At 61.1% G+C, this 12983-nt stretch carries 8 protein-coding genes; 6 read left to right on the plus strand and 2 right to left on the minus strand.

The features are described from left to right. Window positions 1-191: 191 nt before the first annotated feature. The 6 genes from ACVWNW_RS05585 (at window position 192) to ACVWNW_RS05610 (ending at window position 9446) form a co-directional block, all read left to right on the plus strand. Complete coding sequence (locus tag ACVWNW_RS05585; protein WP_198229905.1) at window positions 192-869, plus strand: SGNH/GDSL hydrolase family protein; 678 nt, start codon at window positions 192-194, stop codon at window positions 867-869. After that, entirely contained in the window at window positions 856-2379 is a 1524-nt protein-coding gene (locus ACVWNW_RS05590) for an alpha-L-fucosidase (protein WP_454481574.1), read from the plus strand. Before ACVWNW_RS05585 ends, ACVWNW_RS05590 begins: the two co-directional genes overlap by 14 nt. A gap of 76 nt (window positions 2380-2455) precedes the next feature. After that, on the plus strand, window positions 2456-4483 hold the full coding sequence (yicI, locus tag ACVWNW_RS05595; protein WP_454481576.1) for an alpha-xylosidase: 2028 nt from the start codon (window positions 2456-2458) through the stop codon (window positions 4481-4483). A 237-nt stretch (window positions 4484-4720) separates the two neighbouring features. Continuing rightward, window positions 4721-5800: a glycoside hydrolase family 5 protein gene (locus ACVWNW_RS05600; protein WP_454481578.1), complete on the plus strand. Its 1080-nt coding sequence runs from the start codon at window positions 4721-4723 to the stop codon at window positions 5798-5800. A 14-nt stretch (window positions 5801-5814) separates the two neighbouring features. Further along, window positions 5815-7317, plus strand: a complete 1503-nt coding sequence (locus ACVWNW_RS05605) for a glycoside hydrolase family 43 protein (protein ID WP_454481580.1) — start codon at window positions 5815-5817, stop codon at window positions 7315-7317. An 89-nt stretch (window positions 7318-7406) separates the two neighbouring features. Next, the gene (locus tag ACVWNW_RS05610; protein ID WP_454481582.1) at window positions 7407-9446 is read left to right on the plus strand and encodes a beta-galactosidase; all 2040 of its coding nucleotides are present in this window, start codon (window positions 7407-7409) and stop codon (window positions 9444-9446) included. A 70-nt stretch (window positions 9447-9516) separates the two neighbouring features. Here ACVWNW_RS05610 and ACVWNW_RS05615 read toward each other — a convergent pair whose 3' ends face one another. Then, window positions 9517-10356 carry an alpha/beta hydrolase gene (locus tag ACVWNW_RS05615; protein ID WP_454481584.1) on the minus strand — a complete coding sequence of 280 codons (840 nt, stop codon included), beginning with the start codon at window positions 10354-10356 and terminating at the stop codon, window positions 9517-9519. A 76-nt stretch (window positions 10357-10432) separates the two neighbouring features. Further along, window positions 10433-12934: a GH36-type glycosyl hydrolase domain-containing protein gene (locus ACVWNW_RS05620; protein ID WP_454481586.1), complete on the minus strand. Its 2502-nt coding sequence runs from the start codon at window positions 12932-12934 to the stop codon at window positions 10433-10435. Window positions 12935-12983 lie beyond the last annotated feature (49 nt).

Below are 12983 nucleotides of genomic sequence, written 5' to 3' on the forward strand. Positions count from 1 at the left end.
CAGGCATGTACCGGTGGGGAGCGTTAGTCGGGCGGGTGGTCAGCCACCCTCTGCCGCGCTCCCCTTGCCATGCCGGTGATACAGTGGATGGTTCTACAGTCACCGGTGATGAAGCAGCATCGGTCCCAATCAGGGGCCGTGCTGCGAATGACAGAAAAAGACAGAGAAGGAAAACGAGGTGCGAGAGCTGCATGCTCCCATTTGAAAAAAATTCAAGGATTGTCTTCTGTGGAGACTCGGTCACTGATGTCAACCGTGATTACAAGGCCGTTCCAGCCGGCTGGGGCTCCTTCGGCGACGGCTATGTCAACCTGGTCCACGCCCTTCTTACCGCAGTCTATCCTGATCGGGAACTCATGATCATGAACGAGGGAGTCAGCGGAGACGACATCAAGTTGATGGCAGCCCGGTGGGACAGGGATGTGCTCGATATGAAGCCCGACTACGTCTCCGTTATGATAGGAATCAATGATGTCTGGCGTCACTTCGACGGTCCCTTCCGCCAGGCGGACCTGGTCTCTTTGGATGAATTCGAACAGACCTACGAGGATCTGATGGGCAGGACCGAGCCCCGTGTCAAGGGTCTGATTGTCATGAGCCCCTTCATGATGGAGCCCAACAGGGATGACCCGATGAGGGCCATGGTCGACCGTTATGCCGAGGTGGCCAGACAGGTGGCGGACCGGCATGGGGCCACTTACGTGGACGTCCAGGCCGCCATGGACCACTTCCTCGAGAAACAGAGCAGCTACATACTCAGCATGGACCGTTGCCACCCCGGGGTCGAGGGGCATATGCTGGTGGCTAGGACCTGGCTCCAAGCCGTCGGCTTTGATTGGGAAAGGACCACATTCGATGACGAAAAATGAACAGGAGCCCCGTCCCCTGCGTGAAGACGTAGTCGGGGCCGACAATCTTTCACGGGTGGATGACGAGATCAGCCGTGGTGCCTTCAAGGCCGATTGGGCCTCTCTGTGCGCCATGGAGCCCCCCACCTGGTTCGCCGATGCCAAGTTCGGCATCTTCACCCACTGGGGCCTATACAGCGTGCCCGCCTACCAGAGCGAATGGTACTCGCGCAACATGTACATCAAGGGGTGCCCGGAGTTCGACCACCACGTGAAGACCTATGGACCCCAGAAGGAGTTCGGCTACAAGGACTTCATCCCCATGTTCAAGGCGGAGCGTTTCGACCCCGACCAGTGGCTGGACCTCTTCCGCCGGGCTGGCGCTCGCTACTACATGCCCGTGGCCGAGCACCACGACGGATTCCAGATGTACCGCAGCGAACTGTCGGAATGGAACGCCTTCGACAAGGGGCCCCACCGCGACCTGATAGGTGAGCTGCGGCGGGCCACTCTGGATCAGGGCCTTCACTTCGCCCTGTCCGACCACCGGGCTGAGCACTGGTGGTTCATGGGCCACGGGCAGGAGTTCGACAGCGACGTGCATCAGCCTATGAAGAGGGGCGACTTCTACTGGCCTGCCATGCCCGAGCCTGACAACCAGGACCTCTTCAGCAAGCCCTATCCCACCAAGGAGTACCTGGACGATTGGCTCCTTCGGGTCTGCGAGGTGATCGACGCCTATCGGCCCGAACTCCTCTATTTTGACTGGTGGGTCCAGCATGAGGCGTTCAAGCCTTATTTGCAGCGCCTTGCCGCTTACTACTACGACCGGTCCGTGGAGTGGGGGGCCCCGACCGCCATCTGTTACAAGATGGACGGCATGGCCTGGGGTTCGGGCATCGTAGACGTGGAGCGCGGCGGCTTCGCCAACCCCACCCCCTTCGTCTGGCAGACGGACACTGCCATCGCCCGCAACTCCTGGTGCCACACGACCACCTTGGATCACAAGTCGGTGACTGAAATTCTGGCCGCCCTCCTCGACGCGGTCAGCAAGAACGGCAATCTCATGCTCAACATTGGTCCTTGCGCCGACGGGTCCATCGACCCCGAGGAGGAGGAGATGTTGGAATCCATCGGTCGTTGGATGGATGTGAACGGGGAAGGAATCTATGGATCCCGCCCCTGGTGGATCGCTCAGGAGGGTCCCACCCACCCGGCAGAGGGGTCATTCGCGGACCAGACCGAGGCCGTCTTCACCTCCGAGGATTTCCGGTTCACCTCGGCATCAGGCGCTATTTACGCCTACCAGCTCAAGCCTGCAGCAGACGGACGGGCCCTGATTAAGGCCTTCGCCCCACGCGGCAAGGAGGGGTCGGTCTTTCAGGGGATTGTCCGCCAGGTTAGCCAGTTAGGTGCAGGACCAGTCAACTACCAGCTGACGGACCAGGGACTGGCGGTTCAAGGCCTCAAGGACCCCGTCGCGACCACGGTCGCTGGTCTGCCCTTGGGCATCCGGATCGATGTGGAGTGAGATTCGGATTCTGCATGATTTCTGTCACCAGCTCTAGGACATAGTGACCGACAACAACAAGGAAAGTTAGGAAAACATGAAGTTTCTCAACGGAGAGTGGCTGGTGCGAGACGGTTTCGACGTCAAATATGCGGCCAACATCTACAGCGCCGACGTCGAAGAGAGGAAGCTGACCCTCTACGCCCCCTTCCAGGTGATCAGGAATCCGGGCATGACCCTGGACGGAGGGCTGCTCACCATCGAGGTGACATCCCCCCGTCCCGACATCATCACCACCCGGATCATCAATTACAGGCAGGACCACAGCCATGACCCCCGGTTCACACTGAACCGGACCGATCCCCCGGTGACGATCGAGGAGGAGGAAAAGGGATGGACCTTCACCAGTGGCAGGCTGGTCTTGAAGATCGCCAAGGGTGACGCCATAGACTTCGAGTACGAGTATGAGGGCCGTCCGTTGACCAAGTCGGCGTGGAGGGGCAAGGCCCTGGTGACCGATGACAATGGCAGGCCACACGTGGTCGAGTCCCTCAACCTGGGCGTGGGAGAGAAGATCTACGGTCTGGGCGAACGTTTCACCAACTTCGTCAAGAATGGGCAAACGGTCACCATCTGGAATCAGGATGGCGGTACAGGCACGGCCCAGGCCTACAAGAACGTCCCCTTCTATATGAGCAATCGGGGGTATGGGGTCTTCGTGGATTCCACTGATAAGGTGGAGTTCGAGATCGGTTCCGATGAGGTCTCCAAGGTCCAGTTCTCCGTCCCCGGCCAGGAGTTGACATACTCGGTGATCGGCGGCCAGGACCTCAAAGGGGTGCTGAACACCTACACCGATCTGACCGGCAAGCCCCCTCTGGTCCCCGACTGGAGCTTCGGTTTGTGGTTGTCGACCTCCTTCACCACCGACTATGACGAGAAAACCGTCAACGAGTTCGTCGACGGCATGGCTGAGCGGGACATTCCCCTGTCGGTCTTCCACTTCGACTGCCGTTGGATGGACGACCTGGAATGGTGCAACTTCGAGTGGAAACACTCCGCCTTCCCGGATCCCGAAGGGATGCTGGCCCGCCTCCACCAGAAGGGTCTCAAGGTCTGTGCCTGGATCAATCCCTACATCGCCCAGAAGTCCAAGCTCTTCAAGGAAGGGGCCGAGAAGGGGTACTTCATCAAGCGCACTGACGGCCAGGTCTGGCAGTGGGACAAGTGGCAGGCGGGCATGGCCATCGTCGACTTCACCAACCCCGAAGCAACGGCCTGGTACCAGAGCAAGCTCAGGCACCTGCTGGATCAGGGTGTGGACTGCTTCAAGACCGACTTCGGCGAGCGCATCCCCACTGAGGGCGTCGTCTATTACGACGGTGCCGACCCGGTCAAGATGCACAACTATTACACCCTCCTATACAACAAGGCCGTCTATGACCTCCTGGTCGAGGTGAAGGGGGCCGACCAGGCCATTCTCTTCGCCCGCTCCGCGACGGTGGGTGGTCAGTGCTACCCGGTCCACTGGGGTGGGGATTGCACCTCCAACTACCCCTCCATGGCCGAAAGCCTGAGGGCCGGCCTCTCTTTCGGCATGAGCGGATTCGGTTACTGGAGCCACGACATCGCCGGCTTCGAGGACCAGCCCACCCCCGACATATACAAGCGCTGGACCCAGTTCGGCCTCCTTTCCTCGCACTCCCGCTACCATGGGTCCACCGCATATAAGGTTCCCTGGCTTTATGGAGATGAGGCCGTCGAAGTCACCCGTGAGTTCGCCAAGCTCAAGCAGCGTCTTGTGCCCTATCTGATCAAAATGTCGCATGAGACCCATGAGACGGGCCTGCCCATGATGAGGGCCATGGTCTTGGAATTCCCCAGTGACCCGACCTGCGAGGACATCGACACCCAGTACATGTTGGGTGACGACATCCTGGTGGCCCCAATCTTCAACGAGAACGGGACCGCCCGCTTCTATGTGCCAGATGAGGGCACGGGCCGACCCTGGGTCAACATGCTGACCGGGAAGACCTATGAGCCTGGACGCTGGTACCAGGAGAACTACGACTACCACACCCTGCCGGTCCTGGTCAGGCCCGGCACCGATCCTCTCCACGTGTGAGCCAGATCCTAGTGCTACGTGCTACATGCGAGACCGGGTGCCGCTTTCGGCATCCGGCCCCTGTGCCCGGTGCGGTCCTCCCCGGACCAGTAGGTCAGGGGAGGACCTGGATTGCATAAATGAAAACGCTAATGGATGCATGTGCTCGTAGGCTTCCCCTCCGATTAAAGACCCTGCCGTCAGGGCGGTGCATCCCTTATCGATACAGCCTTATCGGCAGAAAGAAGTGGATGGTTCATGGCGACAGCCCTTGAATTCGTCAGACAGTTGGGCCTGGGTTGGAACCTGGGCAACACCTTCGATGCTTTTCCCCTCCAAGGGGAGCATGAGAAGGCCGTGAAAGAGGGTCGGACCTGGACCCCGGAGGATCAGGAGAAGCTCTGGTTCAACCAGCCCTTCACCCCTGAGTGCGCCCGCCTGGTCAAGCAGGCCGGGTTCGACACCATCCGCATCCCGGTGACCTGGGTGGAGTGGATTGACGGGGAGGGCCACGTGGACTCCATCTGGATGAACGCGGTCCGCCGGGCCGTCGACTGGAGCCTGGATGCCGGGCTCAAGGTGATAGTCAATGTCCATCACGATGGTGGTGAGGGTGATCTCCCTTGGATCCGCAAGGCGGACAAGGACCCGGATGGGGTCTGCAGGCGGTTCGCCGGACTCTGGCGTGAGATCGCCGACACGTTCAAGGATTACGGACAGGACCTCATTCTGGAGGGTGGCAACGAGATTGGCTTCGATGGCATGGACCGGGACCGGGCCTATGTACTCTTGGAAAGGCTCAACCAGATTTTCGTTGACACGGTCAGGGCCAGCGGATTGCACAACGCCGACCGCTTCCTGCTGATCCCCGGTTACAACACCGACACGGCCATGACCTGTGACTCCCGTTACCACCTGCCTAAAGACAGCGTAGCGGACCGGCTGATCGTATCCATCCACTATTACTCCCCGGCCGACTTCGCCCTGGCAACACACGACACCACCTGGTGCAAACCCAGGCAGGAGTGGGGCAGTGAGGCGGACGTCAAGGCAATGGAGGCCGATTTCGCCACCCAGCGCCGTCGCTTTGTCGATAGCGGCATCCCCGTGATCATCGGAGAGTACGGACTGCTGACCGAGGCCGTGGACGGGAAGGACCACGCCAGTAACCTCAAGTGGATATCGACCGTTCTAAACTGCTGCCGTAAGAACGGATCCTGCCCGGTCCTCTGGGATACCTCCACCAAGGAGATGTGTTTCCTGGATCGGACCACCGGCCACTTCTTCGACCCCGATATGGCCTCCCTATTCGCCCAGGCCAAGGCGGACCGCCAGTAGGGGGAGGTACCGCGATGACCCTGTTCAACTGCAAACCCGCCCTCCGGATCGCCTCAGGATTCCACCCGGACCCGACCATCTGCCGGGCCCCTTCGGGCCGCTACTTCCTGGTCAACAGCTCTTTCGAGTATTTCCCGGGGCTTCCCGTATACGAGAGTGGTGACGGGAAGCATTGGGCCCTGGTAGGGAACGCCATGGACCGCCCCTCCCAGTTCCCCTGCGAGGGCATGGGCAACAGCGGGGGCATTTACGCTCCCACCCTGCGCTGGCATGATGGCCTATTCTACCTGATTGTCACCAACGTCAACAAGGGGACCATGATCATGACCACGCCGGACCCCCACCAGGGATGGTCCGATCCTCTGTGGGTCAAGGGGTGGCCCGGTATCGATCCCACCCTTCTCTTCGATGGCGATGGAACCGTCTACATCTGCGGCAATGAAAGCGACCAGGTTGACCAGGAAGGTAATAGGGAGGTCCCAGGTATCTATCTGTCCCGTCTGGATGTGGGCACGGGAACCGTCCTGTCTAAAAGGGAGAGAATCTGCGGAGGGACCACCGGGGCAAATCCTGAGGGGCCTCACATGTACAAGCGGGATGGCCTCTACTATCTGATGTGGGCGGAGGGAGGCACCGAGGCTGGTCACATGGAGAACATGGCCCGTTCCGCCTCGCCCACAGGCCCCTACGAGATGTGTCCGGGCAACCCCCTGATCACCAACCGGAGCACCCACCTGACCCTTCAGGCCATCGGCCACTGCGACTGCGCCGGATTCGATGAGGACCGCACCCTGATGGTCTTCCACGGAACCCGGAACAACCATGAGTATCCCGCCCAGGGTTGGCTGGGCAGGGAGTCCTATGCGGTCTGGTTCGCATGGAAGGATGGATGGCCCACCCTGGCCGACCAGTCTTATGATGTCCCCCTTCTGGGCAAGGGGGAGGCCCTTGAGGATCAGATTGACTGGATCACCCCTTCCTTGGACAGGGCAGGTCGTTTTAGCGTGGCGGATTCGGGCGACCCAACGGCGACTCGCATACTTGTGGAGGCCGCAGGCCATGACTTCGGCCTGGACGACGGGGCGCCCATGATCGGGACCCGGCAGACCGACTTCCGCTGTACCTTCGAGGCCACCCTCCCCGAGCCGGCCCAGTTGGCTTATGGCCAGGCCGGATTGGCCGTCTACGCCAATGCCGACCATTACATGGATCTGTCGGTGAAACCTGCGCGCAATGGTCTGGTACATGTCCAGGTCCAGGTACACAACGCCGGCCTGGTCAGCCTGGTGGGGTCCGCAGAACTGCCGGCCGGGGCGCCCATAGGCCTTGAGGTCAGGGGGGACGAGATGGGCTACGCTTTTCGCGCTTCGGGGCGGGACGGGGATCACGATCTGGGTCATGCACCGGGCAAGGTCCTCAGCTTCACCAACGCCGGCGGCTTCACCGGAATCCTTCTGGGGGTCTACGCCCATGGAGCCGGACGGGTCACCTTCGATCCGGTGGCCTACCGGGTCTGAGCAATCCATACATTCGCAAAAAACAACAAGAGAAGTCGCCCGCTATGGAGCCATTTGGTGCCCGTCGGACGACCCGAAGGAGATTGATCATGAAACCCACATTCAGCAGTTTCCTGTTCGGGGGCGATTGGAATCCGGAACAGTGGCCGGAGGACACCTGGGAACAGGACATCGAAAAACTCGAGGACGCCCACATCAACGAGGCCACCATCAATGTCTTCTCCTGGGCCCTTCTGCAACCTTCGGAAGACAGATATGACTTCTCCATGCTGGATAAGATTGTGGCCCTCCTGGTCAAGCACCGGTTCAACATCGTCATGGCTACGGGGACGGCGGCCCTGCCTGCCTGGATGGTCAGGACCCACCCAGAGGTGATTCGGACCGACCAGGAGGGCAGGCATCGCGTTTTCGGTGGGCGACACAACTTCTGCCCCACCAGTGAATACTTCCGACAGGCATCCGGGGCTTTGGCAGACCACCTGGCCGAACGCTACGCCGACACCCCGGGCCTGGTGGCCTGGCATGTGGGCAACGAGTACGGCGGTGGCGGCGGCCTGTGCTACTGCGAGAACTGTGCACGGGCCTTCCGTGTCTGGCTGAAGGAGAAGTACGGCACGGTCCAGGCCCTCAACCAGGCCTGGTGCGCCAACTTCTGGAGCCACACCATCTACGACTGGGATGACGTGGTTCCACCAGTGACCTACGGCGACGGGATCGGTGAGAACAAGTGTGTGATCTCCGGGTTGCAGATGGATTACCGCCGCTTCCAGGAGCAGGCACAGCTGGCCTGCTTCACCAATGAGCGCGATGCCATCCGCCGCCACGACGGTTCCACGCCGATTACCACCAACCTGATGGGGACTTTCAAGGACCTGGACTACTTCGAGTGGGCCCAGCAGATGGACTTGGTCAGCTGGGACAACTATCCGGGCATGGACACCCCACCCAGCTTCACCGCAATGTCCCACGACCTCATGCGGGGAGTGGGCGGAGGCCGGCCCTTCATGCTGATGGAGCAGACGCCCAACCAGCAGAACTGGTTCCCCTTCTGCAAGGTCAAGCGGCCCGGAGAGGTCCGCAAGCTCAGTTGGCAGGCCGTGGCCCATGGGGCCGACACGGTGCAGTTCTTCCAGATGAAACAGTCCCGGGGTGGCTGCGAGCGCTTCCACGGGGCTGTCATAGACCACAGCGGCAGTGAGGAATCCCGGGTCTTCAAGGAGACCGCTGCCCTGGGGGCCGAGCTGGATCGGGTGGGGGCCCGTCTCATGGGTAGCCGAGTGGTGGCCAGGGTGGCCATCATGTTCGACTGGCAGAGCTACTGGTCCCTGGAAGGTTGTGTGGGTCCCACGGCAGGCTTCTCCTACCCCCAGGAGGTCCATCGCTTCTACCGGCCCCTCTACCGCCGCAACCTGGCCGTGGACTTCATTCCCAGCACAGCCCCGGTCGAGACTCTGAAGAAGTATGACCTGATCCTGGCCCCGGCTCTGATTTCCCTATTGCCCGGTGTGGCAGACCACCTGGAGTCCTATGTGTCCGACGGGGGCACCTTCGTCACCGGCTATATGGCCGGTATCCATGACGAACGCGACCTGGTGGTTCCAGGCGGGTATCCGGGTGTTCTGAGGGGGCTGACCGGGGTTTGGGTCAAGGAGATCGATGCCCTGGCGCCTGATGAAACCATACCGGTGGAAGGTCTGGCAGCTGCTGACGGCCAGCCTGCTGGTCAGATTGTGGCCAGCCTGATTCATTGCGAGGGAGCCAAGCCCCTTGCCACCTACGGGGGTGGTGACTTCTACGCCGGCAGCCCCGCCCTGACGGTGAACGATTTCGGCAAGGGGAGGGCCTACTTCGCTGGCACTCCTTTGGACGAGGCTGGCATGGATGCCTTCATGGATTCCATCATTGACAGCCTGGGGCTCCCCGCGGTCGATACTCCCAAGGACGTCAGCCTTTCCGTTCGCCAATCGGATGACGGGACACGGTATGCCATTGTGATCAACTCGGCCCACTCGCCAGTCACCATCGACCTTCCCCTCCTGAGGGGCGGTGAGGAACTCTTGGGCGGTGGCCGAGTGTCTGGCCCATTGGACCTGCCTCCCTACGGGGTGGCTCTGGTCGCACTGGCCTGACTTGTCAACGGTGAACCTGAGTATCCGGGTTCTGTTATGGCTGGCATCAAGGAGTTCTGAACTACGATAGTCAGGCGGTCGGCTCCCCCTGCCCCCTGAAGGTCCGCTTGATCCAGGCGGCCGCGAGACGTGGCCAGATCTGTACGCAGGGTTCGATTCCATTGGTTCCCTGCCAGGCGGTCTCTTCGGTCCCCAGGCCCAGACCGTGGCCTCCGTGGGGGAAGAGGTGGGCTTCCACGCTGACGCCAGCCTGCTTGCACGCTTCTACTAGCATGAGGGTGTTCTCCGGAGGGACCAGGCCATCCTCCATGGTGTGCCAGACGAATACGGGCGGGGTCTTGCTGTCTATGTGCTTCTCGATGGAAACCGCCTCTAGGGCCTCAGGGTCCTCCTTCTTGTCGCCCAGGAGGTGGTCGATGCTCCCTCGGTGGGCGAGGGGGCCGGAGGTGATGACCGGATAGCCCAGCATAAGACCGTCGGGGCGGACGGCGTTGGGGTCGTAGCCGTGGGCCCTGAGGTCCTGGTCTCCGGCGGTCGTGGCCAGGTTGGCTGCCAGGTGGCCGCCGGCTGAGAAGCCCATGATGCTGATGGCCTTGGGGTCCACGTGCCACTGCTCGGCGTGCTCACGGATGCGCTTCATGGCTTCAGCCGCTTCGACCAGGGCTGTCGGGTACACGGAGGGCCAGCAGGAATAGCGCAGGACGAAGGCATTGCAGCCAGCCGCCAGGAACTGTACGGCGATGGGTTCGGCCTCCCTGTCCGAGGTCATCTCATAGCCGCCCCCGGGGATGACCAGGACCGATGGGCGGACCCGGTCTGGCACTACCTCCTCGCTGTTATCCAGGCTGTAGCCGACGAACTTGGCCCGGCTGCCGTCAATCCCCTCAATCTCCTGCTCGAAATACTGCATCTGCTCTCATCCTCTTTGATACTTAGGGCCCTCAGGCCGGGACTCATTGTAAATCACCAGGTGGCTCGGCGGTCCTTCAGAAGGTCACGGTCACGTCTACGGGATTTTCACTGGTCTGGGGTGGTACTATCCCGCCACTCAGTTCGTGGCCGTCCAGGCTGATCGAACGCCTTCCAGTCCGCTTCATGGAAATCCGATAGGTGACCCCCCTCCAGGTTCTGCCGATGGTCAATTCGTTGAATTCGGTGGGCAGGTGGGGTTCGATAGCCAGCCCGTCCAAGGTGGGCCTGACCCCCAGCAGGTACTGGGAGATATCCACGAAGGACCAGGCGGCCGTGCCTGTCAGCCATGAGTTCTTTCCCTCGCCGGGGGTGGGGGACTCAGGACCGGCCATCATCTGGCAGTAGACGTAGGGCTCCACCTTGCGGATGTCGGACTTCTCCTCCAGGTAGGCCGGGCAGGTACGCTTGTAGACCGCAAAGGCCTCCTCGTCATCGCCGACCATGGCGTTGGCTATGGAGATCCAGGGGTTGACGTGGCAGAAGATGCCGCCATTCTCTTTGTAACCCTTGGGATAGGAGGAGATTTCGCCCAGTTCGATCCGGTAGGTGGAATAGGCGGGGGCCAGGATGGCGGTACCCCAGGAGGAGGTCAGCCTCTCCTTGACCGAGGTCAAAGCCTGTCGGGCCTTGCCGTCACCAAGACCAATACCGGCCATCACGCACATCCCCTGAGGTTCGATGTAGATCTGCCCCTCAGTGTCAGTGTGGGAACCGACAGGACGGGAGTAAGCATCGTAGGCCCTGAGGAACCACCGGCCGTCCCAGCCGGCACCCTCCACGGCATGGGTCATCTTCTCGATGGCCTGGCGGATCGTGGCAGTCTCCTGGGCCACAGCCTCCCTGCCCATCCCGCAATCCGTTCCGTAATGGTCCAGGATGTCGGCGTAGTGGCCGGCGTAGAGGACGAACATGCCCCCGATCAGAACCGACTCAGCCACGCCTGTGTCATTGTTCTCGACGGTCTGGAAACTCTCTCCCGGCGTATCGGAGAAGCAGTTGAGGTCAAGGCAGTCATTCCAATCGGCCCGTCCGATCAGGGGGAGCTTATGCGGACCCAGGTGGTTCATTGTGAACCCGACCGATCTGCGTAGGTGCTCCAGGAGGGGCTCTTCGGTCCCTTCCACATTGTTGAAGGGGACGGGCTCCTCCAGGATGGAGGAATCCCCGGTCTCGGCCAGGTAGGCGTAGGTACCGGCCACCAGCCAGAGAGGGTCATCGTTGAAGCCGCCGCCAATGTCGGCGTTCCCTCTCTTGGTCAGTGGTTGGTACTGGTGCCAGGCCGACCCATCCTCCAGTTGGGTTGAGGCGATGTCGATGATGCGCTGACGGGCGCGGCCGGGGATCAGGTGGACGAAGCCCAGGAGATCCTGGTTGGAGTCGCGGAAGCCCATTCCCCTCCCCGTGCCCGACTCGAAATAGGATGCCGAACGCGAAAGGTTGAAGGTGACCATGCACTGGTACTGATGCCAGATGTTGACCATCCGGTCCAGGCGAGGATCGCCGCTGTCCACGGTGAACCGACCCAGAAGGTCGGCCCAATAGGCCTTGAGGTCGGCGAAAGCCTGGTCGACCTGGTCGTCCCTTCTGAATCGGTCGAAGAGGGCGTGTGCGGGTTTCTTGTTGATGATTCCCACCTTGGCAGGGTCATCCGGGTCCTCCCACTTGTCTTCCTTGGGCAACTGGACATAGCCCAGGATGAATACCAGGCTCTCCTCCTGGCCGGGGTCCAGGGATAGCCTGACCCTGTTGGCGGCTATGGGGAACCAGCCGTGCGCAACAGAGTTGTGGGCTCTGCCTTCGGTGATGGCCTGGGGAGTGTCCCACCCGTTGAACCGACCCAGGAATTCGTCTCTGCTGGTGTCGAACCCGCAGGTATGTCGGTTGACGCTGAAGAAGGCGTAATGGTTCCGGCGTTCCTTGTACTCGGTCTTGTGGTAGAGAAGGGTGGCTTCTGATCCCTGCTCGACCTCCACTTCGCCTGTAGACAGGTTGCGCTGGAAGTTGCTGGAGTCGTCCACGGCGTTCCACAGGCACCACTCCACGCAGCCGGTCACATCCAGGAGGACGGGAGAGTCGGTGGTGTTCCTGATTCTCAGACGGTTGATTTCGGCATCGGCATCCACGGGAACGAAGGCGGTCATGACCGTGTCGATCCCCTTGTAGGAGGATTCGAAGACGGTATATCCGGTTCCCTGGCGGCAGCTGTACCGGTCAAGGGGGGTCCTGGAGGGCAGGAAGGTGGGGGACCAGGTGGCTAGGGGGGCGGACTCTGGGTTGTCCCGATTCATGAGGCTCAGGTAGTAGTTGCGGCTGCCGTTGTCGGCAGGTATCCCGTTGTAGCGGTAGCGGGTTATCCTCTGGAGCTTGGCGTCTTTATAAAAAGAGTAACCGCCGCCTGTGTTGGAGATGAGGGAGAAGAAGTCCTGGTTGCCCAGATAGTTGATCCAGGGCAGCGGGGTGGCGGGTGTGTCGATGACATACTCCCTGGCTGCGTCGTCAAAATGACCGTATTGCATGTTCTCCCTATCTTCGATGCAACCTTGGCTCAGCCCCTTGGGTTTGGGC

Source organism: Bifidobacterium sp. JNUCC 75, from assembly GCF_054819865.1.

Bases quoted from the DNA above. Each gene is read 5' to 3' on its own strand.
- ACVWNW_RS05585 (WP_198229905.1), top strand. From the start codon at position 192: ATGCTCCCATTTGAAAAAAATTCAAGGATTGTCTTCTGTGGAGACTCG.
- ACVWNW_RS05590 (WP_454481574.1), top strand. From the start codon at position 856: ATGACGAAAAATGAACAGGAGCCCCGTCCCCTGCGTGAAGACGTAGTC.
- yicI (WP_454481576.1), top strand. From the start codon at position 2,456: ATGAAGTTTCTCAACGGAGAGTGGCTGGTGCGAGACGGTTTCGACGTC.
- ACVWNW_RS05600 (WP_454481578.1), top strand. From the start codon at position 4,721: ATGGCGACAGCCCTTGAATTCGTCAGACAGTTGGGCCTGGGTTGGAAC.
- ACVWNW_RS05605 (WP_454481580.1), top strand. From the start codon at position 5,815: ATGACCCTGTTCAACTGCAAACCCGCCCTCCGGATCGCCTCAGGATTC.
- ACVWNW_RS05610 (WP_454481582.1), top strand. From the start codon at position 7,407: ATGAAACCCACATTCAGCAGTTTCCTGTTCGGGGGCGATTGGAATCCG.
- ACVWNW_RS05615 (WP_454481584.1), bottom strand. From the start codon at position 10,356: ATGCAGTATTTCGAGCAGGAGATTGAGGGGATTGACGGCAGCCGGGCC.
- ACVWNW_RS05620 (WP_454481586.1), bottom strand. From the start codon at position 12,934: ATGCAATACGGTCATTTTGACGACGCAGCCAGGGAGTATGTCATCGAC.